Origin of the sequence: Candidatus Kapaibacterium thiocyanatum, from assembly GCA_001899175.1 — a bacterium.
GTDB classification, from domain to species: domain Bacteria; phylum Bacteroidota; class Ignavibacteria; order Kapaibacteriales; family Kapaibacteriaceae; genus Kapaibacterium; species Kapaibacterium thiocyanatum.
Window position 1 is genome coordinate 1 of the sequence record MKVH01000014.1, and the last position, 26,059, is coordinate 26,059.

General features: G+C 55.8%; 9 protein-coding genes and 1 pseudogene. All 10 read left to right on the forward strand.

The genetic code is table 11. The annotated features are described in order from the left end of the window. The 10 genes and pseudogenes from BGO89_03400 to BGO89_03445 all read left to right on the forward strand — a co-directional run bounded on the left by BGO89_03400 (window position 1) and on the right by BGO89_03445 (window position 26,037). Window positions 1-924 (forward strand): annotated as a pseudogene (locus tag BGO89_03400) (hypothetical protein). A 464-nt stretch (window positions 925-1,388) separates the two neighbouring features. Beyond that, window positions 1,389-4,160: a hypothetical protein gene (locus BGO89_03405; protein ID OJX58819.1), complete on the forward strand. Its 2,772-nt coding sequence runs from the start codon at window positions 1,389-1,391 to the stop codon at window positions 4,158-4,160. Window positions 4,161-4,553: 393 nt separating this feature from the next. Next, on the forward strand, window positions 4,554-4,790 hold the full coding sequence (locus BGO89_03410) for a hypothetical protein (GenBank protein OJX58820.1): 237 nt from the start codon (window positions 4,554-4,556) through the stop codon (window positions 4,788-4,790). A gap of 5 nt (window positions 4,791-4,795) precedes the next feature. Beyond that, on the forward strand, window positions 4,796-5,920 hold the full coding sequence (locus tag BGO89_03415; GenBank protein OJX58821.1) for a hypothetical protein: 1,125 nt from the start codon (window positions 4,796-4,798) through the stop codon (window positions 5,918-5,920). A gap of 1,452 nt (window positions 5,921-7,372) precedes the next feature. Next, window positions 7,373-9,574, forward strand: coding sequence for a hypothetical protein (locus BGO89_03420; GenBank protein ID OJX58822.1), 2,202 nt, complete (start codon window positions 7,373-7,375; stop codon window positions 9,572-9,574). A 139-nt stretch (window positions 9,575-9,713) separates the two neighbouring features. Beyond that, window positions 9,714-10,334: a hypothetical protein gene (locus tag BGO89_03425; protein ID OJX58823.1), complete on the forward strand. Its 621-nt coding sequence runs from the start codon at window positions 9,714-9,716 to the stop codon at window positions 10,332-10,334. Window positions 10,335-10,483: 149 nt separating this feature from the next. After that, entirely contained in the window at window positions 10,484-16,972 is a 6,489-nt protein-coding gene (locus BGO89_03430; GenBank protein ID OJX58824.1) for a hypothetical protein, read from the forward strand. After that, window positions 16,969-17,853 (forward strand): hypothetical protein, encoded by an 885-nt coding sequence (locus tag BGO89_03435; GenBank protein ID OJX58825.1) that lies wholly within the window; start codon window positions 16,969-16,971, stop codon window positions 17,851-17,853. Before BGO89_03430 ends, BGO89_03435 begins: the two co-directional genes overlap by 4 nt. A gap of 112 nt (window positions 17,854-17,965) precedes the next feature. Beyond that, a complete protein-coding gene (locus BGO89_03440; GenBank protein OJX58826.1) occupies window positions 17,966-25,591 on the forward strand; it encodes a hypothetical protein in 7,626 nt (2,541 codons plus the stop codon). Beyond that, on the forward strand, window positions 25,591-26,037 hold the full coding sequence (locus tag BGO89_03445; GenBank protein OJX58827.1) for a hypothetical protein: 447 nt from the start codon (window positions 25,591-25,593) through the stop codon (window positions 26,035-26,037). Before BGO89_03440 ends, BGO89_03445 begins: the two co-directional genes overlap by 1 nt. Window positions 26,038-26,059 lie beyond the last annotated feature (22 nt).

Sequence of the window (26,059 nt, forward strand, 5' to 3'; positions counted from 1 at the left end):
AACGGCAAGGAGAACGACAACGATGTGAAGGGAGAAGGGAACCAGCAGGACTATGGCTTCCGGATCTATGATCCGCGCGTGGCAAGGTTCCTGAGTGTGGACCCCTTGACGAAGAACTATCCGTGGTATACGCCGTATCAGTTCGCCGGGAACACACCGATTCAGGCTATCGACCTTGACGGATTGGAACCCGTATCACCGGATAATCCGAACATCAATTCAGGTAACAGGTGGCGAACGTTCGCAATCGATGGGGCCTATCAAGGGACGGGTGGAGATAAGGCGTTCTTCAACAGTAAACCGATTACTGGTGCTGAGATGACACCTGCTAGTCCTGATGTATTCTTTGGAAATGATCGCACCGAAGGACAGGGGCGCTATGTAACGGGAGGAAGCGTTACGGTAGTTGATGAATCCACATTTAACTCTGAGAAAGAGCTTGTGAATGGACTGCTTGGAAACTTTATCTGGGGCCATGGATCTGAGAGTTACGCATTTCCGGAGAATGGGAAAGCGGCTAGCTATTTGAGAGGATCGATCATGGTTGGAGAAGGACTTGCCAAGTGGAATCGGAACGGTAGGAAGAATAGTGAGTATCCCTGGGTGATGGATTTCAGGGGAGAGATTAACGTTGATGTTCGTTCTGGTCTGTACAGCCTCGAGCATTTCATAGGCTCTGCCCGATTGCGGATCACAACGGTCAATGCAGATCAAGTTCGTGTCGAGATTTTCAATGTGACAAGTCTGTCGTCTGGAGACTTAGCTAAGGAAGGTGGATTTTCGCCATTAATGTCTGTTCCTCGTCAAGGTGATAATCTTCATGCAGACTACTCAAATGTTAGTCAGTACTTTAACATGACATTTACGATGAGTCAGGTCAATGGGTTGCTGAAGAAGTACGATCCTGCCCTTAAGGAGAAATGACATCATGTTATCTACTACGAGATGGGTAGTGCAATGCGCTACGGTTGTTTGCCTTGTTGTACTCTGTTCCTGTATTCGGGATGTATCGGATGAAGTTGCTGGATTGTATATACCAGCAACTCGCTGCGACTCGCTAGTATTGCATAGAGTGGATTGGCTTAGATTATCTCGCGATCAACGTGCAGTGCTAGGACGTGGGCGTGATTCTTGTTCAGGAACATGGAAAGCTTATGATGACGGTGATCATGCCATGTGTGAAGTACAAATTGGTGATACCTTAGGTTATGAATTCTACGTCGGATACGATACTGTGAGGAGAACATCTCAACTGAGATTGGCATATCCTGAGGGATATGGAATGGAGAAATGTTCTACACTTTACCGTGCCAAGTAGGCGGAGTTCGAAGGGCTTCGTGCCGCTCGTCGGTGTCAATGCCGTGCGTACGAACCGTCCTGCCCACACGATGGTGACGAAGTATGCGTGGAACTCGGTGGGGCAGCTCGTCAAGGAGCAGACGCCGGACGGCGGGGTGACGCAGTTCTGGTACAACACCGCGGGCCAGCTCCGTGTGACGCAGAAGGCAAACCAGAGCGGGAAGTTCGTGGTGACGGACTATGACGATCTCGGCCGGATCGTCCGCACGTGCGAAGTGACGTCGGGCTCGTCGGGCCAGACGCTGGCCGACCTGACGTCGTCCGCCTCCGGCGCGTATCATGTCGAGACGACGTATTCCACGGCCGCGACGCTGCCGTCGCCGTATGCTTCCCTCACGCAACGCTACCTGCTGAACCGCGTGAGCACTGCGGTGACGGACGAGGACGGCAATGCCGGCACGACGGACGACCGGGTGACGACGTACTATTCGTACGACTCGCACGGGAACGTGGAATGGGTGGTGAGCGCCCTTCCCGGCATGACGTCGCCGGTGAAGGTGGAGTACGAGTACGACCTCATCACCGGGAAGGTGGTGCAGATGAACTATCAGCGCGGGTATCAGGACCGATACTTCGTGAAGTACGCCTACGATGCGGACCTGCGGGTGACGGACGTGAAGACGAGTACGGACAGCGTGATCTGGGAGAAGGATGCGGGCTACGCGTACTATGCCCATGGTCCCTTGAAGCGTCTGGAGCTCGGACAGGAGAAGGTCTCGGGTGTGGATCATGCATACACGATCCACGGCTGGCTGAAGGGTATCAACCATCCTTCCCTCGATAACTCCAACGACCTCGGCAACGACGGAGGCAGTGGCAGCGACTATCCGAAGGACGCCTTCGGGATGACGCTGTGGTACTATGCGAACGACTTCGTGAAGAGCGGTTCGCCGTACGAGCAGGGCAACGGCTGGTCGTACACACCGACGAGTCTGTACAACGGCAACATCGCGGGCTGGATTCACAGCGCCCGTGACATCAACGGTACACCGACCAGGGCATTGGCGGAGCTGTATGGCTACGACTATCTGAACCGGATCGTAGCGGACACGGGCGTGAACCGCGCGACCGGCGGCACGTCGTGGGACAGCAAGCCTGCGGGTCTGGGAGCATTGGGTTCGGCATACACGTACGATCCGAACGGGAACCTGAAGACGGTGGTACGACTCGATGCAGCAGCACAGAGCGTCGATAACCTGACGTATACGATGGCGGCGAGCACGAACAACCTTCTGGACAAGGTCGTGGACGGTACGACGGCAGCGGCGTCCTCGTACACGAACGACCTCGACGAAACACAGGCGAACGGCAACTACGCCTACGACGCCATCGGGAATCTGACGAAGGATGTGGCGGCAGGTATTTCGACCGGCGGTATCCAATGGACGCCATACGGGAAGATCAGGCAGATCACGAATGCGACGTACCGTATCGAATACCTGTATGACGCGATGGGCAACCGTGTGCGTCAGAAGCGTACGAAGCTGTCGGACAACACGTACGTAACCACGTACTACGGAAGAGACGCTTCCGGCAAGAACGTCATTGGGACGTACGAGAAGATCGGAACGGGCAGTACGGTCCTGAAGGAAGTACCGCTCTACGGGTCATCGAGACTCGGCATCCTGAGACCGAACGCTACGCAAAGCACGACGGCGATCACACCTCCGGCCGTCTATACCCGCACACTCGGCAAGAAGGAGTATGAGATCACAGATCACCTGGGTAACGTGCGTGTCTCGGTCAGTGACAGGCTCGTCAAACCCGGCTCCGACTGGCTGAATGATGTGAAGATGCAGACGGACTACTTCCCGTACGGTATGCAGCGCGAGGACCGCAACGACAACGTGGCGGGGTACCGGTATGGCTACAACGGCAAGGAGAACGACAACGACGTGAAGGGTGAGGGGAACCAGCAGGACTATGGCTTCCGGATCTATGATCCGAGGGTGGCGAGGTTCCTGAGTGTCGATCCCCTGACGGCGGACTATCCGTGGTATACGCCGTATCAATTTGCGGGTAACACGCCTATCCAAGCTGTTGATCTTGATGGGTTGGAGGAATGGTACTATATGAATGGGGCAAGAGCGCCATTTACGGGACCTCTATCTCCACAAGCACGTCAACGGGAGAGAGTAGTATCTGCTGAAGATGTCGCTAATGCCACAATAATGAGTGCTTCTGTACAAGGGCTTCGAGCTAGTAGCGCTCTTGCAGTTCGATTAAACTACATTGAAGCAGCTGCAAAACTACGTGAACGTACGCCTGCAAATATTGCGCTTCGGGACCAACTTGTTGTTGATACTAGGTCTGTAACTCCTGTTGAATATGCGAAAACTGCAGAGGTGATTAAACCTAGGGAATCATTGGGGCGCAAAACCAGTAATCCGGCTAAGACAAACTCCATGGTCGATGGTGCAATGGCGGCGACTGGAAGAATTGGTAAGGGATTGATGATACTAGGAGCAGTTAATAGCGCTGTCAATATCGCCAACGCTGATGACAAGCCAGTACAGGTTGCATATGAAGCAGCGGGATGGGGTGGTGCGATGGCGGGTGCGGAGATTGGAGCAGAAGTTGGAGCCACAGTAGGTACCGTTGGTGGTCCTAAAGGCATGGTTGTCGGCGGCTTTGGCGGTGCTTTGGTAGGTGGATTCCTTGGTGGCATGCTCGGCGAACGGTTTGCTCGAGAGTTGTTTCCTGAAACGGAGTCAAATAGTTTTGTCGGGCAGAAGGAAAATGCTTGGGTTCCTGTACGGGATGCAACGTCGGTATCTCCCCCTTTTCTGCAACCTAAATAGGGCTAGTGATGAGAACCTTGTTGTATCGCTTTGCACGACTACGAGCAACCTGTCGTAGGAACAGACGAGCTGAGCAGGCTTATAGATCGTGGAGTGCAGAAAGTTGTGGCGACCGGGTTGCAGTATTAATGGGCCCAACCGTGTTTCGAATAGCAGGAAGGGTATACATGAAATCACAGCCTGTCATTGTACGAGCAGTGGATTCAGATAGCACTAGCGAGAATTCTCGGCAAACGACAACGCTGGAGATTGTATTCAGGAACGGCAAACGTATGCATATCGTATTTGATGGTAGCGATATGGACATTGATCCATGGTTCCTCCTCGATATTGTTTCTGTTTCTATGTTAGAGAACTGACGCCTACGACGCGATCGGCAATCTCACCAAGGATGTGGCGGCAGGTATCGCCGCGAACGGCATCGTATGGACGCCGTACGGAAAGATCAGGCAGATCACGAATGCGACGTATCGTATCGAATACCTGTACGACGCGATGGGCAACCGTGTGCGTCAGAAGCGTACGAAGCTGTCGGACAACACGTACGTAACCACGTACTCGGCAGAGACGCGTCGGGGAAGAACGTCATTGGGACGTACGAGAAGATCGGAACGGGCAGTACGGTCCTGAAGGAAGTGCCGCTCTACGGGTCAACGAGGCTCGGCATCCTGCGTCCGAACGCGGCACAGTCGACTACGGCGATCACACCTCCGGCGGTGTACACGAGAAGCCTTGGCCGCAAGGAATACGAGCTGACGGATCACCTGGGTAACGTGCGTGTCTCGGTCAGTGACAGGCTCGTCAAACCCGGCTCCGACTGGCTGAATGATGTGAAGACGCAGACGGACTACTTCCCATTCGGGATGCAGCGCGAGGACCGCAACGACAACGTGGCGGGGTACCGGTATGGGTACAACGGCAAGGAGAACGACAACGATGTGAAGGGTGAGGGGAACCAGCAGGACTATGGCTTCCGGATCTATGATCCGCGCATCGCAAGGTTCCTGAGTGTGGACCCGCTCACGGCAGGCTTCCCGATGCTGACGCCGTATCAGTTCGCTTCGAACAGGCCGATCGATGGGGTAGATTTGGACGGGAAGGAATATGACAACTTCATGTCCATGTTCAAAAAGCCGGGCGATCTCAGGATTCAGTTGCCGAATGTCCAGACCGCGCAGCGTCAACACTATAGCATTACCGTTGCTGATTCGAAGAAGTCATTCCAGAATCTTAAGAAGGACTTCATACAATCGGCCGATTATATGTTGTCCAATGATAAGGCCGACTTCAACAAGCCAGTTGACGGTGAAGGTAATCCTGCTGGAAATCTGGCAGCAGGTAAGTTCGTTCATATCAATATCAATGGCCCCCAGAACGATTCCTGGGTCAAGGTTGTCGATATTCATGAACAGATGAACTACTTGTCCTTTACCTTTGTGACATTGGAAGGACATGTTGAGGCTGGAAGAATCACCTTCAGATTGTATGATCTTGGAGATAATAAGATCCAGTTTACGATCAATAGTATCTCCGACGTGGATATGACTTTGGCTCCGGAAGGGACATCTCGTGAGAAGCAACGAGAATCGTGGCGCAATGTATTAGAGCGATTCCGTGATCACACGTCAGGCAAGGTGGTGCAATGGAGTGATCAACCGAGCCCTGTGAAACCCTCGGATAATTTGCCAGCTGGACAAACTAACGGATCATCAAGTCAGACAGCACCTAATTGGTCAGTGTCAGAACGAAAGCCAGACTAGTGATGTCACACGATTACACATTCGGATACCTAATCCCTGCCGTATTACTGTTGGGGTGGTTATTCATAAGACGTGCAAGGCTGAGATCAATGCTTGGCCTTGGGCAAGTTCTGCTTGAGGTGATTCCGATTCAGTTAGTATACTTCTTGCTGACATACTTCATCTCAATGGAAGATTATCTCGAAATAAGTTCGGCACCGTCTTCTGTTCTTGTATTAACAGCTATGTATTCAATTGGTGTTGTTCCCTTTTTTGTTATTGTACTAATTCTCGAATGGCGACGGCGATCACGCTGATCGTCAACGGCACGGCCGCTGCGGGTGCCGCGGAACGGTAGTGTTCCAATATGTTGATACTGGGCCATGGCCTCCAGAAAACCGCATGAATGCTGGCTACGCGACCTGCTCATGGATCCCCGGACCAAGGCATAGGTAGTCCTGACATTACTTACCAGGGGCGCTCTGAGGTCCTACATCGTGCCTCATCTGAACCTCGTGTTCCAATATGTGGATGAGTTTCGCTGGAGTATGACTGCCTTGAAACGCATGGAGCTCGGTCGAGAGGAGGTCTCTGGTGTTGGTAGCGTTCCAGAATATTGATACTGCCCAACGATCTCATGCAACCCGCATGAACACTGGTATCCTGTCATTGCCATGGTGTTGGAACATGACAACGGTATACTGGATCAAGACCCATTCTTGGTCATCTCATCACGCTGCATCCAACCCTCGTGTTCCAGTACGTCGATGATGCTCCAGGCCGGTCATCCGTCGTGAGCCCCAGTGGTGGAGGCTGCGAGTACCGTTTCGGAGTATCGGTATGCGCTATACGAAGGGAATACGTTTCGGTATCGTATCGTCAGTCCAGCACGGTGATGATGCTCCACGACGTACTCCGTAAGTTCCGTCATGCCTCACAGATGTTCCATCGTGAACGATCGATGAACGCATTGTCGTATTCCGATATGATGACGTCGTACCATGGTCGATGTCGTGCTAGCACCATGACGGTATGGGATTTATGCGCTCTCAGTTGATAATGATCAATGATGGAATGTACCTCCTTCGAAAAAAAAAGTTCGCGCTTCATGTAACCTTCGAGCCCATTCACAATTATGTAGCCTAATCCGTCGAACGTAACTCGAAGGATGTCGCAACAAGATGGCATCGGATTGTGTTCAATAGACAATGTTCTGAACAACGATCGTAGAGGGTATGTTGCGCCTTCTTCCGGCTGTGGTGCATCGGGGTAGTGCGATGGAAGGCTGGGGTGTTGGTGAGGGTCAACCTATCGAAGCCGAGGAAGAGGAGCATGATGTCACGAGCTTTTACCGGACATGGCAGTGGGAGGCGTGCGCTCGTACCACTGATATGTCTATTGTTCCAGGGATCCGTACTGCTGCATTCGCAGTCGACGGAAGCGTTGCCGGAAAGCCTATCTGCTCGGCCCACGATGGCCGCGGATACCATCCGTATCTATGACGATGCGTCCGTTGCCGGCTACTATACATCGAGCAGTATCCACCGTCATATCCAGCGATACCGCCTGCCATCAGGCACGCTGATCCATGGCGTACTCGTCGATCTCGACGGGTCGATCGCGGAGAAGGCGGGGACGCTCCATGTCTACGGACATGAAGGCGGTTATACCGTTCCGTACTTCCGGAAATCACTCGTCGCTCCCTATGCGTTCGCGAAAACGGAACGCGGACGCCAGACCGTGCGTGTGACCTTCCCGTCGCCGGTTACGGTGAACGAAGGACAGATCTTCATCAGCGTCGAGAATCTCGCGGACGAGATCCGTCCGCTCACCGATCAGGTGAAGCGTACTCCCTACTGTACGGAGACGAGCGGGATCGATCGCTTCGATCAGATTCTCGGTCATGAAGACGGACGCTGGGAGACGGGACCGTATGCGTTCCGCTATATGCTCCTGTGCGATCTTCCCGACGCATATACACCGATGTTCCTGCGAGACACGACGGTCGACGACGGCTATGGTCTCGCATCGACGATGACGAAGTACATCTCGTGCGGGGATGTCGACGGTGACGGCGATATCGACATCGCCGCAGGCGGAATGCTGCACCTCAACGAGGGCGGCACCTTGCTTCCGTTCGAACTTCAATCCGATACGACGACCGGTCGCGGTCCCGTCGTCTTCCACGATGCGGATGGTGACGGCCGCATGGACGTCGTCATCCTGCCCGGTGGTGGAAAGCAGTTCATCGATGTCTGGACCCTGCGTAACGGTCGCAGCTTCGGGCGTCTGGGCTCGACGAAGGCCCTGCAACTGTCGAACGTCACGACGACGCTTCGTGCCGATGTCGACGGTGACGGATGGACCGATCTCGTCGTCGGAGGTACTGATGCCGCAGGCAAGACCGCCGTCGGAGTACTCGCGGGCGGGAAGACAGGACGCATCGGTGCGTTCGATATCATCTCATGGAGCAAGGGACTACCCGATGGCGGGGTGACGATGTGCCTGGCGGGAATGAAGGACGACGGAGCGATGGACATCCTTCTCCGCACGTCGGACGGCTCATTGCGTACGTTCACGACGGGCAGCCATTACGATGACGACAAAGCATTGCGTGTCCGTCTGCCACGACAGGCTATCGATGGCGGGCTTGCAGGATTGACAGTGGTATCGTCCCACGAAGGGCGGATCGGGGAGCGTGGTGGTGATCACCGCTCTGTAGTGCTGCCCACGACGTTCGGTTACGCGAACGCATTCACCGATCGGGAGCATCCGCTCGCGACGATGACAATGACCGACGAACGCGGATCGACGCAGCCCTCGATGATCCGTGACGCACTGTTCGAACAGTCGCTGTCCGGCTGTGCGAGCGGCGATCTGGACAATGACGGATTCATCGATCTGGTGCTCGGTCAGCGTGGACAGTGTCGAATGGTGCGCGTTCTCTTCGGTAACGGCGATGGTACGTACGTCGACGGTACGGATCGTACCGGACTTGACAGCCTCGACGACGTCGATGATGCCGCGCTTGCGGATCTCGACGGCGACGGACGCCTGGATATCGTCGTCCAGCGTCGCGGCCGAACGGAAGTATACCGCAACAAGAGCACGAACAACAACGGAGCGACGCTTGATATCCGTTCGCAACGCATGGGGAATACCATCGGCGCCGACGTCGTGGTGCATCTGTCCGATGGCAGAACGATCCGTCGTACGAGCGTAAGTGGACGGGGCTTGAACATCCAGGAGCCGCCGCTCGTCCACATAGGAATGGGCGATGCGACGATCGATTCCGTCGAGATCCGCTGGCCGTATCCGGATGCGAGGACCTCGCGTCATGGTGTATCGGCGGCGTCAGGACGTACGACGCTGACGGGTTCGTCGGAGAGCGGTGCCACGACGACCTTCACGCTGTCATCCGTGCGAAGGGCACAGGGTCTTGAGATCATGGTGAAGAGAACGTCGAACGATCCATCGCCGCTGAAGCTGCAGGTGATGGCCGTCGATGGCGGTACCGTCGCGACACTTTGCGATGAAATCGTTTCCGAGGAAGCGTATCGAACCGTGTGGACGTATGTGGATGGGCAGGGAACGCCTGTCTCGAGCGGCATGTACGTCGTGGTGTGTACACTCGGTGGTGTGGTGCAGACGCTGACGACGACAACGATCAAGTAGACAACGGAAATGCCGGATTACCGGATGCCGGATGGCATTCGAACGGGTGAATCGTGTGGTGAATGCAGTGCATGAGCATCGTCGCGTCGATGAGGGCGCGACGATGCGATCAATAATCGTCAGGCGAGGGTAGAGGGTAATGAAGAACGAACAAGCGGCGAGCGTAACATCGCCGAACGGATGGATCGTGCGGATCGGATTCGTATTGGCGCTGTGCGCTGTCGTCCTGGCCGTGATGACCTATGTCCGCGGTAGCGCATCCGCTACCGTGGCGATCATCAACACGGAGACGATCATCAATCGCTATCAGGGAGCGCACGAGGCCCGGAAGTCGTTCCAGACGACGAGCGATGCATGGCAACGGAACGTGGATACGCTGCGAAGCGAATTGATGCGCATCGTCCATACCTACGAGACATTACCGGCGAACGCATCCGTTCATCTGAAGGACAGTCTGAAGCGTGAGGCCGAAGCCCAGCAACAGCGGCTGTCCTCGTATACGGAAGCGGTACAGTCGAAGGCCGAGCAGGAGCAGATGACGCTGACGGACGGCATCGTGACGCAGATCCGTACGGCAGCCGCAGCCGTCGCAGCGGATCGGGGAATCGCCGTCGTTCTTGCCGAGGGTGCCGACTCGCCCGTGATCTACGGAGACAAGGCCATCGATCTCACGCAGGACGTTCTGGCCGAACTCGACAAGAGGTTCTTCAAGAACGGTAAGGGATCGGTAACGCCGAAAGGGGACGATTCCGTGAAATGATGTCGTGAGAGAATCCCGGATCGATCCGGGGCGGAATGAATCGTGTGGTCGGTACGCTGAAGTAGTCAACAGGAAGCCATTCACAGTAGTCGATCGATACAATGCTTCAAACAAACGGTTGGTATGGCCGGTGCACGGCATGGACAGTCATGCTGGTATTCGTACTGGAGGCTCTGGCACCCACGGTGGCCAGAGCGTTGACGTCCGGTCCGTCACAGCCGGAGTTTTCCGGTTTCGAACCGGTCGGTACGACGGGACTCGTGAACGAAGCGACCGGTGGCTTCAGCTATTCGATACCGATCGTCCAGGTTCCGGGGCCTAACGGAAGTACCTATCCACTCACTCTTTCCTATCACTCGAATACGGGTGTGGAAGAGGATGCGTCGTGGGTGGGTTATGGCTGGACGCTGAATGCGGGATCGATCAATCGCAGCGTACGGGGTCTTCCGGATGATATAAACGGTGAAAATATCATCGAATATCACAGCCAGCCGATGGACGAGACCTATGCAGTAGGGAATTCGATCAAGCCACAGGCGGCGAGTATCGACATCTTCAGCTTCGACCGTGCCGTGACGTACAACACGCGTGCCGGCTACAGCCTGGTAAGCGGTATGTCATTGAACGTCGGCAACATGCTCTCGCTCGATCTTCGCCGCGACAACGGTCGTATGCGCTATGGTATCCGCCCGAACTGGGCCAATCTCTTCTCGATGGCTGCGACGGAATGGCTCGCCGAGAAGGGACAGGCACAGATCAAGAAGGAAATCGCTGCGGCGACCGGAATGAAGAAGCTGATCATGAACGCCATGAACAAGCAACGTTTGCAGAACATCCAGAAGCAGGCGACGGTGTTCTCGACGGCGGCGAACTACGTCGTCAACATGATGAATTCATCGTCCATGCCCGTGTCGACGCTGAAGTATTCGGGCGAGGACTACCACCTGAACTTCGGTTCGACGCTGGCCATTCCCGGTATTCCCATCATCATCGGTGGCCATGGTGGTGTTCGCGGATCGTACAGCGTGAAAAGGTTCGGTGACAATACGGGAACGGCTCCGGATCATTCCAGGGTCACTGCCTATGGTTACATGTATCAGAAGTCCGGCATCTTCGACGCGGACATGCAGGACTATTCCACGCAGGTCGAATCGTCGTTCGATACACGCGACAGATACATCTCACCTGCGTATTCCGGGGCGGACATGTTCTCCGCATCGGGACAAGGGATTTCGGGTGCCTTCCGCTTCTGGCAGCAGAAGCCCGGCGCATACCGGCCGAGGAAGGTGACCAGTTCGCGTACCCAGTTGAAGGGCGATGTGGAAGGCAGCCTTTCGTTGGACAAGTTGTCTCTCGGTTCGGCGGTTTCCTTCGGATACGACGAGACGACGGTCCAGGGTAATCTCAATACGGCGCTGGCTGCAGCATTCTTGAACGAAGGCTATGCCGACCGGGTCAAGAACGGCGTATTCGCGCGGATGACCAACGATCCTGCCGATCGCATCCTCTACTACCCTTCCGACGCTCCGGAATACTCGTTCGGCGGTGGTGCCTACGTCGCCAGTGCCTATAGTCGAATCAACAACGCCGCATCGGGTCTGGAACGACCCCGTTCGTCCACGGCAGTCCAGTTCCGGACGAATCAGGAGATGACGGGATTCCTCCGTGCTACGGGAAGCGGATCGGCGACCGGCACGGGTGGCTTCACCAAGGGAACGATGTCCGTGCATTCCACGAGCGTCAGCAAGACGTCGGGTCTGATGCGTAGCGGATCGAACATCCATAACCGTATCGGTGAAGTCGCGATGACGACATCGTCCGGTATGACCTACGTCTATGGGCTTCCCGTCTACTCTTGCGATGAACGTAGTCTGCAATTCATGGGACGCCGGGTCGCGGACAGCTACCGACACTGGAACAAGCTCGCCCAGAACAAGGATCTGTCGACGACTGATCCGAAGGTCCAGGTAACGGGGACCTATCGTGCGGCACCATATCCGGGTAGCCATCTTCTGACGGAGGTGCGTACACCGGACTACATCGACCTGAAGAACGACGGGCTTACGATGGACGATCTAGGTGGATGGACGTCGTTCACCTATCGCAAGGCTGCCGGCGGCCAGACCAGCAGGAAGCAGGACTGGTTCCGGTGGCGCATGCCGTATTCGGGATTCTACTATCACGCCGGCAGTCATACGTCGGGCAGTGATGACCGTGCGACCGTATCGTCGGGCTATCGCGAACTCCACTACCTGGAGAAGATCGAGACGAAAACGCACGTCGCCTACTTCGTGACGAACAAGACGAACAAGACGGTGACCGTCGGTGGGCAGACGCTGTCGTTGCAGGGATCGAACGCCAAGCGTCTCGATGCATGGGAAGCCTACAATGCGACGGGCCGATACGACGAGGATGAGAAAGTATCCGCGGAGTGGAAGGACAGTGCTCTGCTTCCTGCCGTCTATCAAGGTCCTGAACACGTGGGATTGTACGGCAAGAAACTCGGAGGACGCCGCTGGAACAGCGATCCGTGGGGCGCCGATGGCGATCCGGTCGAGCAAGGTCTCGCGCGCGAGAACAAGAGCGAATATCTCGAGAAGATCATCCTGGTCGCGAAGAAACCGACGACGGGATATGAATTGCTGCAGACGGTGAACCTCGAGTACACCTATGAACTGCAGGAATCCCGTGCCGGTAGCTGGGTACAGACGACGATCTGGGATCCGGTGCTCATGCAGGACGTGGAAGTGATGGACGTGAATATGCACGACACGATCTATGCCGTGCCGGGCAGGCTCAATTCATCCGTCATGTTCACGAGCGATCGGGTTCACCCTGCCCATACCGCAACACGGATGAACGGCAAGCGCTTCGGCAAGTTGACGCTGAAACGGGTATGGATGGACTACGGCACGGCGAAACGTGCCGATATCGCGCCATACGAGTTCGAGTATCTCTACAGGGACAACAAGAAGAATCCGTATCCGAAGGAACTCGAAGGGAATATCCTGCTCGATTCCACGCGTGAATATGGCAGACGCTTCAGTCATTCCGATACCGGCAGTCTCGACTATCTCAGGAATACGAAGAACATCCAGAATCCGGGATACGATCCCATTTACGTGGATCCCTGGGGATCGTACAGGGGCGATGGCTATGGAGCGACGCAGAATTTCCAGTCGCATCTGAACCAGCGACAGCAGGCAGGATCCAACTTCGATCCTGCCGCGTGGCAGCTCAAGGTCGTACGCCTCCCCTCGGGTGCGGAGATACACGTACAATACGAAGCCAACAGCTATGCCTTCGTCCAGGATCAGCCGGCCATGGCCTTCGTCCAGGTGAAGGGTGTCGAGAACGTCGGTGGCGACTACGTCTACGAACTGAAGCTCGATTCGGACGTCAGTGGCCTTTACATGACACCCGCCGAGGTCGCGGACAGGCTCCGGGCCTATATCCGCCAGTACAGGCAACGCATCTACTACAAGTTCCTCGCCAAGGTCCAGCCCTCCGGGATATCACCATCGGCAAGTGGGTTTCCGTTCTATGGCGTGGATTACATCACGGGGCATAGCGATGTCTCCGAGTCCGACGTCGTGACGTGGCCGACCGGTGTCGACAATCGTGTAGGCGTCAAGTTCAACGACGACTATACACCCAGCGATCTCGCGAAGGAGTTCGCTCTGACGCGCCGTATCGGCTACGTATCCAACGTCGTCAGCAAGAATCAGTACGCCCGGCGGTTCCAGTACCGGAACATGACCAAACAGATGACGCTTCCCGACAAGGACTGGTTGATGCCTTCCGAAATAGGGTCGAAGGAAGAGTCGATCCTGAAGGCCCTCATTTCGAGTGCGTCGGGAATCAACGGAGACATCCAGGCGATCGAGGCGATGTTCCAGAACGAACCCTTGTATCCCATCAACAAGTTCTCCTTCATCCGCGTTCCGTGCGGTTCCAAACGTGGTGCCGGTGTACGCGTGAAGCGCATCGTCATGTACGATCCGGGTATCGAGACGGGAGCTGCAGCCATGTACGGCAGCGAGTATCTGTACGAGACGACCGTGGATGGACGTACCGTGTCCAGCGGCGTCGTTACGACGGAGCCGGGAGAGATCAGGGATGAATCGTCGTTGACGACCTATCTGGTTGGGCGCGACGACAAGAACTTCCTCGACAAGCTCGGATCGGGCGACGATATGGAGCAGATGGAAGGCCCGCTCTGTGCGAATGCCTATCCGTCGCCGCAACTGATGTACAGCCGTGTCGTGACGCGTCCGATCTTCCATACACTGCCGACGGCGCCCGGCTTTGTGGTCTCCGAATTCAATACGGCAAGGGACTATCCGGTCATCGTCGAGTCCACCGAACTGTATCAGCTCGGTGCCGACATGCCACCGATCATCCCGTCGAGCAGTCCGGTAGATGTGTCGCTGGGTACCCGTTCCGTGGCCCAGGGCTATACCGTGAAGCTCAATGCGATGCATGGTACGCCGAAGAGCATGACGAAGTACGCCGGCAAGTACGACGATCCCACGACCTGGAGCATCGTCGAGTCGACGCAGTTCGAATACTATGCACCGGGAGAGGGAGTATCCGTGCTGCGCCGTGGAGAGGGATACGATGGTACGGTCGAAGCGGGAGTTCGCCTTGGTGTGGACATGGATGCCGTGCTCGAAACGAGATCGATCGACAACAATCGGGCTACGGCACAGGTACCCTTCGATGTGGGCATCATGTTCATGTTCCCACCGGTACTCTTCGGTCACGTCGGTATGCCGAAGGCACAGATCGGGGCTTCCCATCTCGATCTGAGAGTTCTCACCAAGGTGGTTACCAGTAACGTGCTTCCCAAGCGTACCGTGACCACGAAGAACGGCATGGTGCACGTCGAGGAGAATCTGGTCTTCGACCCGCAGAGCGGCAAGCCGTGCATCGTGCGGTCGTTCGACGAGACGTACAAGAACTACCAGACCACGACTTCGTCGTACAACGACAAGGCCCAACAGGTCTATACCGTTCCGGCGTCGTTCGTCTATCCTGAACTCGGTAGCAAGTCGTTCAACGACATGCTGACGATGCCGTGTACCGGTGCGCCGGTATCGGTCAGTGGCAACATCTATACCCTTACGCTTACCAACGCTTCGGACAAGAACTATCTCACGCCCGGAGATCTGGTGCGGGTCGGAGGTATCGTGCCGACGGACCGGGCACGGTTGTTCCATGTCACGGCCATCAATCCTACGCTTACCCTCCATGAGACATCGTTCTCTACGGCATGGGGTACGGCGCCGGGTATGTACTATCTGACCGTCGTACAGTCCGGCAGAAAACAACTGCTCGATGCCCAGGCAGGATCGATCCAGCAGTTCAGTCATCAGGTGAAGGCTACGCAAACGCTCGACCCGCTCGCCAACGTCATCAGGGCATCGGCTACCACATATAGCGACAACTGGCCGAGTACGATTCCCAATCCGGGACCGGGCACATACACGGACTATGAACTCGGCAAGCTTGGACGGTGGAGGCCCAGGTCCAACTATAGCTGGAAATCCAGCGTCCTCGGCGTCTTCGATGCATCACCATCCATGCGGGGCAACTACGAGAACGGCTATGCGTCGAGCTTCACCGGCTTCAGCTACGGCAGTCCGCCAGCCGCAAGAACCGCACCGTGGCTGTTGACTTCCACGATCACAGGATATGACGATCAGGGGAATGCCGTGTCCGAACAGGACGCTCTTGACATTCCGTCGACGGCGTCGTTCACGACACCCTCGATGCTGCCGTCGATGATCGCGAAGAATGCCGAAATGGGAACCATCTACTTCGAAAGCTTCGAAAGTCTGACCTCGAACGTCGCATCCACAGCTCATACCGGAACACGTGCACGATCGTTCACGACGACACCGGTGACGTTGACGACGCTGACGAAGGGTAGCAGAACCGGTCATCGTGGATTGACGATGCAGTATTGGGTCGCATCGAATGCTGCGAGTCCGGTGACGGTGACCATCAACGGCACGACGCAGACACCTGTCCAGATGGCCCGCGCAGGCGAGTGGGTGCTCTTCCAGATCGTTGCGTCGGACGCGACGGTTGGGGCGATGCCCTCCACGTTTACCGTGACCATGCGCGCTGCAACCGGTACGGTCGCCGTCGACGATATTCGCATCCAGCCGACGACGTCGGAGGCTACTTGCTATGTCTACGATCCGGGACTGCGGCTCGCGGCACAGTTCGACGATCGTCACTTCGCGATGGTATATCAATACACCTCCGAAGGTAAGCTTTCCTACAAGAGTCGTGAGACGGAACGCGGCCTGGTAACCATCGAGGAACGGCAGTACAACACGCCGCGGATGAACAGGCCCATGGCCGATGGTGCGGCTTTGCCGGGAAGCATCGTGGCACAGTCGACGGGACGCCGTACGTTCAGCGGACCGGCGGGAGCGTTCGGTGGGATAGGTCCATCGCAGCCGATGGGCGTCGGTGCGAAAGGATCCATCATCGACCTGAAGGCTTCGCCGACGCGTCGCACCATCAGACTGTTCGACAACGATTCCGTCAACGTACCGGATCTGGACTCCCTGCGCCGCGGTGTGGAGACGAAGATGAACAAGAACATGAAGGATTCCCGATGAAGACGATATCCGCAGTATGCTCCAGGATGACACGCCCTGCCGCCGCAGTGTTCATGCTGGTGATGTTCTCGCTCATCCTTCATTCAGGTGTATCGGCGCAGACGCTGCAGACACCATGCAATGCATGCAAACCGCCGGGAGCCGATATGCCGTGGGAGGCCGTCGTTCCGCAGACGGTCGTGGTCCTCGTCGGCGAATGCTCCTTCACCGTTCACGTCAAGGTGCGCAAGTGCATCGGTGACGATTGCAAGGAGATCAAGATCGAACGGGTCGACAACAATGCCGGTACATGTACATGGCTGACGGCCGAGGAGATGCAGGCTCTTGCCGTCGGAACAATGATCAGGGACGACATGCTGGGTCTCGGGCCGCCATCGGGTACGCGTGGCAGCCAATGCTGGCGTGTGATGAGGCCGCGCTGCTGGCGCAAGGTGGGCTCCGTTCCTCCTTGCCTGTCGGAGGACAGTGGCATTCCGGCAGGAAGTGTCGTACCCTGTGCGAAGGAAGAATGCTGCTCGAACGTGATGTGGGTGACGCGCGACTGGTGCGACAATCTCTTCTTCATCCGGGCACGTCCCGAAGATCATGCCGATCACCATGGAATACGTGACGGGGAGATCGTCCCTGGTACCGAGCGTGAGGACGTCATGAAGGAATGGGACAATCAGTTCAAGCGTCAGTACTGCGCCTTCTGCGTCAGCGATAACAACTCGCTGATGAACAGGGACGGCAATGCAGTACCGGAAGGGAAGGGTGGCGACAAGATGCTCGGACCGCAGTACCCCTCGCTCCCGTGCGTGTTCGGCTGCAGCGAGGATATCATCGGACGCCATAATGAGGTCTATGAGCGCTTTCTGGAGCGATTGTTCTCGGGTGAGTAAGGCGGGCCGGAACGTCTCCGGCGTTCCATCGTGAAGGTGTAGTCGTGTTCCAGGAAAAGTAAGACCGTTGATCGTAATCATGATGATCTACTCAATTCATAGAGCAACGTCCATGCGTCGTTCCACCGTACTACTGTTGCTGTGTCTGCTTTCCGTCATGCCCGTCATGGCGCAGAAGGACCAGGAGAACATCCAGCGTGCCGAGATCCGGGAACGCACGACGCAGCTCAGTATGGGGGTGTCGACGCTGGAAGAGAACAGCGTCATGGCGACGGACATCTACTCTACCATCGAAAACGCCTTGTGCGGCTATCATTGTGTCCGCAAGGCGAAGATCAGGGTCCGATTGCATGCGAACGGCGATGCTAACCTGTTCCGTATCTATGGACAGAACGTGGCATGCAGCGTGACGCTCGATCCCGTCTACGTCTATACCGGTGTGGCTACCACGATCCTTACGCAGAAGACGCTCAGCATCAACATCGACAATACGACGTTCCAGAACGAGGCCGTCGTCGAATTCGACGTCACCAGCGATCACCCGAAACGTTGTCCGTACTCCTATCCCAGTGGAAGGCCGGGTCGCGATCAGTATGGTATCAAGGTGGCCGCTCCGATCGATCTTGCGAACATTCCCATGGGGCTGAGAAGTCTCGTCAAGCTCGAAGTGACCTTGATCGAAGAGCTGACGGACGATCCCACCAAGGGGGGAACCTCGTCGACGGCATTGCTCGTGCCCCAGGCGCCATCCGTGAGTGGGAATCCCGTGACCCTGTCGTGGACGATGGGTACCTGTGCGGACAAGTTCCCGATGTACGTCGTACAGATCCTGCGTCTGTACAACCAGTCCGCTTCCTACAGCACCGATCCGGTCAAGTGCAGTACGGCCGTCGACTGGTCGCGTGCCTTGACCATTCCCATCTACGGACATGCGACGTCGCTCACGCTGACACTTGCCGAAGGAACCGGCTACTATCTCTGGCGTGTGCGGCCCATCGGTAATCTCTATCCGAACTATCTCGGTGACAGCCGGAACTGGGGAGCATGGACGGCGGCAGCGACGACGACGCTCAATCTCAACGGGGCGACCACGTCGGCGAACGTGGCTACGGCCTCGACCGGAGCACCCAATTCCGCCTTCTACTACAACCAGTTCGATGCGGACAAGAACTGGTATTTCTCGAGACAGTACTTCGAAGCGAAGGATGGCAAGCCAGGTATCGCGGAGTCGATGACCTATGCTACGGAACTCCTGCAACCGATACAGACGCAACGCTCAAGTGCGTCGACGGGCGGAGTGCTTGTGCAGCAAACGATACTGGATCATTTCAACCGCCCTGCGCTAAGTACGATGGGAGCTATGAAGTCATCGACACCAGCTCCTCTCGCCTACGTATCGGCCTTCGCCAAAAACGTATCCACGAGCCAGTTGTACAGAGCACTCGACTTCGACAGCACGAATACTGCCACGTCACCGAATGGTATGAGTGGCCAGGTGCGCGACTATTGGTCAGGCAGTGCGGACGTAGATATTCCATCACCGGGTAATTTTCCGTTCTCACGAACGGTGTACGAGGCCGATCCATTGGCACAGGTCACCGAACAGAGTGGACCTGGTCCGGATCACAGAATCGGTAGCGGGCATACGACCAGGACCTTCAGCGCTGCGGTGGCCGATGCCGAACTCGTTACGATCTTCGGCGATGAAGCGCCGTCCGACACCGCCGTCGTCAAAATCGTGTCGACTGATCAGAATGGCGTCACCTCACTCACCTACAAGTTGAAGGATGGAAAGTCTATCGCCACCTGCCTTGTAGACGATGGTTCGACACTCAACGTACTCGATCTCAACGACAAGGGTAATGTCAACAACGTCGAAATGATCGATTCGATCAAGGGCGGTGGCATCGCCAAGGATCCCACGACGCTTCTCCTCCAGCAGGAGTTCACGCTCCTGAAGGATGCCACGACGTACTTCTACTATGGATTGCAGGCCAACAGGTATTCCGACGAATGCCAGGAAATCTGCAGGACGTGTGACTATACCGTCGAACTGAAGGTACGACGCAAGTCCGACAATAGCGTCGTCCATAGTTATTCGGGTACGATCAGTCAGGCTTCCTGTCCCGGAAGCAGTACGAGCGATCCGAAGCTCCAGCAGAACTGGACCTCCACGTCGCTGTCGAAGGGTACCTACAAGGTCGAGCGGATTCTCACTCCCAAGGCTACCGTCAACGGCCCTGCCGTCGAGGAGTACAAAAAGGATCTTACGACGGCCTTCAATACGAAAGCCCTCGATGTCATGCGAACGATGTTCAACGGTAGTACGAGCCCCGGATATCTCGAGCAGTACTACAACGGCGACCACCTGACGAACGAAGCCTTCCTCGTACAGATGCTGAAGAAGTACAATGAGTACAAGACTACGCATGGCAGCAGCGTCTCACTCGACGATTGCTGCACGGTAGGGATGCCGGAGGCGGCCTGCTCGACCGGTTGTGAAGAAGGCATCGACTACGAAGCGTATCTGGTCGCCCAATGCAGTACCCAGCTATGGTCGGATTCCATGCGTACGAGCACCGGAGCCACGTTCACGGTTGCGCAGATGGCCTCTCCCTACGCGTACTTCTTCCTTCCGGATGGTACAGCACTGTTCGCATCTCATATTGAAGCTGCGGGGAAACTGAACACCCTGATGACCAATCTGAAAGCCAATGGCTACTCGTGCGAAGAGGTGTGGGCATGCTGGAGCAATCTCATGCGTCTTGACGTGCTGAAGACCGTGGCGATGGAAAAGGTCACCGTGGCCGGTGATACACGGTATCGTCCCCGTGTCGGCTTCAGTCTCCTCGATTACTTCATGGACTGCCTCGGTCCGAAGTATTGCGGTTACGTGCCGATTGCAGATAGGGTCACAGGTACCGATCCCTGGGTGACCAAGGCCTGGAAGGTGATTCCGTACGATGCGACGAACACTGCCGAAACGAAGTGCCTGACGGAGATGGGCTACAATCCGGCCGATACGATGTGGAACTGTGCGCTCACGCAGCAATCCATCGACGACGTTCACGAGAACTTCGCCCAGCTCCATGCATGTCTGAAAGCCGCCCGTTATGGAGCGGTGATGCAGGCCAAGGCCAATCAGTACGCATCCGAGCAGAGTCCGTCGATCAGCATACCCGCAAGTTGTACCACCGCGGTCTGCCTGACGGAAAAGATCCTGAAGATGGAAGCCGAGTGCACGAATTCGTGCGAAGCGAAATATGGTCTGTTCCGCGATTCGTTGGTGGCCATGTATCTCAGGGCCGGGTACTATGTGGAAGGTGTTTCCCCGTATACGACCCCGACGCCGAATCCGAACGTCACACGCCTCCAGCTCTACTGTGCAGCGCGAACGCTCGTCGATCAGTGCAAGGAAGACTGTTCGCTTTCGCCCGTCACCTTCGACCCCGTGACGAATGCGATGACGTGGCCGGATGCGGCGAAGCTGAAACTCCATCACGAGGCCAAGACGTCGCAGTCCTTCCGCCTCTCGATTCCGCAGGAAGGGGAATGCCCGACTGACTACCGACGTGTACAGAAATACATCCATGTCCTCGAATTCATGATGGATCTTCTGAACGAGCGTCTCAAGGCTTTCCGTGCCACGATGACGACGGAGCATGCGACGATGGATCTCAAGGCGATCCTTTCGGAGCCGGACTTCTCCGGTCTCGCGAGCTGCCTCGGAGACGTCACCAGGTTCCCGGTCGTCGTACGGAAGAGCGTATCGTCGCGCTTCGTCATGCGCAAGCAGGGAAGCGAATGCAGGCTCGTCTACAACTGGGATTCCGTTGAAGAACCATATGACAGGGACACGCATATCCTCGTGACCGTGCTGAATAACTTCCTGAACAGCGGGTGGGGCAAGGTCATCGACAACACTCAACTCACGAACTACTTCATCACTCCCGGGGCGACGGCGACGACCAACGCCGCCATCGATCCGGTCAACTACTACACGGTCTGGACGCATACGAACGTCATGGCCGCCACGGATTTCAACGATCCGTTGCGTCCCGTCACGGCTTGCCCGCCGAATGGCCTCAACATCACCGACAATCCTGCCGGTATCCTTCCCAATCCTGGTATGTACGGCAACTGGACGATGTGTGCCATGCCTCTGCCGTGTATCAACGGCTTGCGAATGAACATGGCCGTGATGCCAGGTCTGCTGAGGTTCTACAGCATGTCGCGTACGGCGTTCAAATACTTCCCGACGGCGACGGAGTCGCGAGTCTACGGTGATGCCATCATCGACATCTGTGGACAGTCCTTCGGCTACGGTTTCAAGGTGATGCAGCAGCCAGTGACAGGAGTACCGGTGTGGACGCTCGAGGTCCGCAGGGGCATGGTGGCGCCGTACTTCCTGACGGCATTGGGACAAACCGGTGAACCGGAACTTCTCGATCTCGGTATCCGTGGTGCGGGGGCGATCGGCTTCAATACGAAGTTCACGGATATCTACGGATACTTCCGCGTGATGAACGGCGAGTTCCAGTACGTGGACCTCACGCCCGGAGCACCGCAGGAGGTCACGGTCATACCATGTCTGAAGCCACAGTGCAATCTTGTTCCTCCGGATAGTTGCAACGACATCGACATCTGCCGTACGTGTGCGGAGATGCAATGTGCGGATGTATGTTTCAAATGGGTGGCGGCCGATACGATCGAGCCGAAGTTCCAGATGAAGTCGAAGAGCTGCGCGCGTATGGCCATCGACAGGCTCATCGAGTACTTCAACCAGGAGTTCTACGGTGGCTGCCTGCAGAGGACACTTAAGGAAGCCGAGATCTCGTACAATGGTGCGTGCTGGAATCCGAAGGCCGTACGCGACACGGTTCTCGTGAAGCATACGGAAGGGTATTACTACTACACCTTGTATTACTACGATCGCGCTGGTAACCTTATCAAGACCGTTCCGCCGAAGGGCTTCGTGCCTCTCACCGGCGTCAACGCTACGCGCTTCAATCGCCCATCGCATACCATGCTGTCCAAGTATTCCTATAACTCTCTCGGTCAGATTGTCAAGCAGTCAACACCGGACGGGGGGATTACGGAGTTCTGGTACGATGCGGCCAAACGCCTGAGGGTTTCACAGAACGCGAGCCAGGCGAGTACGAAGTATACGGTTACGGATTACGACGATCTCAATAGGGTCGTACTTACTGGTGAGGTGACGGCTTCGCTCCCGACCACAGGTCAGACGCTCGCCGATGCCGTGACGCCACTGTCCGGAATGTTCCATACGGGTACTATATATTCGACAGTTGCCACCTTACCGACGCCGTATGCATCACTGGTCCAGAGATTCGTGCAGAATCGGATCAGTTCGACATATACGGACGAAGATGGCAGTGGAGGAACAGCGGACGACAGGGCGACCACCTACTATTCATACGATCCTCATGGGAATGTAGAATGGGTCGTTCATGTTCTGCCTGGTATGACGTCACCGATCCGTGTCGAATATGAATACGATCTCATCACCGGCAAGGTCGTACAGATGAACTATCAGCGTGGCTATGCCGACCAGTACTTCACTAAGTACGCGTATGATGCCGAGATGCGCCTCACGGAAGTACGGACCAGCCGCGACAGTGTGATATGGGAGAAGGATGCTTCATACACGTATCTGCCCCATGGTCCCTTGCGCAGAATGGAAATCGGTCAGGAAAAGGTATCGGGAATCGACTATGCCTATACGATTCACGGTTGGCTCAAAGGACTCAATCATCCATCACTGGAATCGGCGAACGATCCCGGAAACGACGGTGGAGGCGGCAGCGATTTCCCCAAGGATGCCTTCGGGATGACACTTGGCTATTACGACGATGACTTCGTTCGTACCGATCCTGGTGGACCGTCGCCATACGTAAGTGGTAATAGCTGGTCGCATGCCGTTACAGGACTCTATGACGGTAACATTGCTGGATGGATGCACAGTGCGCGTGACATTAGCGGTGTGCCGACGCGCGGACTGGCGGAGCTCTATGGATATGACCGCTTGAATCGCTTACGCGCAGATACGGGGGTATTTCGTGCCACGACACCGACATCGTGGGATGCCAAACCTGCCGGTCTAGGGGCTTTCGGCTCTTCGTATGAATACGATCCCAACGGCAACATCTCGAAGCTGAAACGACTGGATGCAGCCGGTGGAGATGTCGACGATCTGACGTATACGCTCCAGAACGCCAATCAGAACCGACTCGATCGGGTAGTGGACGCCATCTCGGCCGGGGCTTCGTCGTATACGAACGATCTCGATAATACTCAGACAACCGGCAACTATGGTTACGACAACATTGGCAATCTCACGAAGGATGTTGGTGCCGGTATCGGTACGAACGGTATCGAATGGACGCCGTATGGAAAGATCAGGAAGATCACGAACGCTACATATCGTATCGAGTACCTCTACAATGCCACAGGAAACCGTATCCGACAGAAGCGTACGAAGCTCTCGGATAACAGTGTCGTGACGACATATTACGGTCGTGATGCGTCCGGTAATGTGATCGTCTCCACATATGAGAAGGTCGGCACCGGGGCTACCGTACTCAAGGAAGCTCCGATCTATGGTTCATTGCGACTTGGCGTTCTCAGACCCGGTGTAAATCAGTCGACGACCGGATTGACGCCACCTGCCGTTTACGAACGGTATCTCGGCAAGAAAGACTACGAGTTGGTGGATCACCTTGGTAACGTGCATGCCGCTGTCAGTGACCGTCTTATCAAGCCTGGTGCCGACTGGCGGAATGACGTGACGATGCAGACCGACTACTTCCCGTTCGGTATGCAGCGTGAAGACCGCAATGACCAGATCGCTGGCTACCGATATGGATACAATGGAAAGGAGAACGACAATGACGTGAAGGGTGAAGGTAACGAGCAGGATTATGGTGCGCGTATCTATGATCCCCGTATTGGACGTTTCCTGAGTGTCGACCCTTTGACGAAGGACTTCCCCTGGTATACACCATACCAGTTCGCCGGGAATAAACCTATTCTCGCTCTCGATCTGGATGGCTTGGAGGAACTCATCTACAAGTATCGATACGATCAGCAACGCGCCATCCTTCAATTGATTACTGTCGTGGATACGCGATCCTTCATGCAGAAGTTCAGATCGCCCAAGACGATTCAGTACCAGTACTTCGATTCCGACGATAAACGCGTGAGGGTCCGGCGGAACTATCAAGGAAAGTATGTGCCCGGTGACAATGAGATCATGGAGTTCTACGCAGGGAACTTGTTCGGTTCCATCTATATTGGCCCATGGAATCCGATGCAGGCCAATGGGAAGGATCCGGACTACAGGCGTGAACCACAGGATATGGAAGATGCAGGGGCATTGATCCATGACCTGATGTACGATGACGTAGGTGCCGTAGGTGCCGATGGTGCATTCAATCAGCCTTCGACCATTCCGGCGGACAACAAGCTCATTGAGAACTCGAGATTAACCCAAGTAATGTACATCAAGCGTGAGATGGATCCGTATACTGGCAACGCCGTCAGCCCGGAGACGAATCTTCGTGCTCAACTGGTATCCGACGCCTTCATGCTTTTGGTTGCGCAGAAAAGCACCCGTACAGAAGTTCCCAAGTTTTTTGAGAGAATGTGGGAGAAACTGAAGAACAACGTGTACGAAGGATTGCAGGAAGCAGAAGATAGAATCAAGAGAGGTCCATGATGTCGACAAGATGGTGCTATGGGATCGTTGTACTGATCGGTCTGCTCGTTTCCGCGTGTGGCGGTACGCACGGACATGTCGGTCAGTATTGGGTACCGGGAACGACCGATGAAATATATGACACGCTGCATGATATCGCTGCAGATAGCGCAAGTGGAGTCAGTCTTGTCGACAATGAGGACTACGGTCTCAAACCATATCTGAGGGTCACTATCCTGACTCCTGGTTATTCCATCAAGGGAGTAACGTTGCGTGTCAGCACACCTCTTGAGCGTGACGGTGCACGAGGATGTCTGGTCAGCATCGTCGACGTGCGGCGTAAGGATGGCGTCAATTGCCATTCGGGCGACTGTGCCGCGAAAGAGGTTGAAGAAGGCAAGAAGGCTGCCGAGGCATTCCTGATGGGACCGTTGAGACGATCGTTCAGAGTGGACCTCATTGACTAGGTTCATTCAGATCAATTCGTAT

What these genes read in the sequence shown, in the direction of transcription:
- BGO89_03405 (OJX58819.1), top strand. Translation starts at nt 1,389, where the DNA reads ATGGTGACGAAGTATGCGTGGAACTCGGTGGGGCAGCTCGTCAAGGAG.
- BGO89_03420 (OJX58822.1), top strand. Translation starts at nt 7,373, where the DNA reads ATGGCCGCGGATACCATCCGTATCTATGACGATGCGTCCGTTGCCGGC.
- BGO89_03425 (OJX58823.1), top strand. Translation starts at nt 9,714, where the DNA reads ATGAAGAACGAACAAGCGGCGAGCGTAACATCGCCGAACGGATGGATC.
- BGO89_03430 (OJX58824.1), top strand. Translation starts at nt 10,484, where the DNA reads ATGCTGGTATTCGTACTGGAGGCTCTGGCACCCACGGTGGCCAGAGCG.
- BGO89_03435 (OJX58825.1), top strand. Translation starts at nt 16,969, where the DNA reads ATGAAGACGATATCCGCAGTATGCTCCAGGATGACACGCCCTGCCGCC.
- BGO89_03440 (OJX58826.1), top strand. Translation starts at nt 17,966, where the DNA reads ATGCGTCGTTCCACCGTACTACTGTTGCTGTGTCTGCTTTCCGTCATG.
- BGO89_03445 (OJX58827.1), top strand. Translation starts at nt 25,591, where the DNA reads ATGTCGACAAGATGGTGCTATGGGATCGTTGTACTGATCGGTCTGCTC.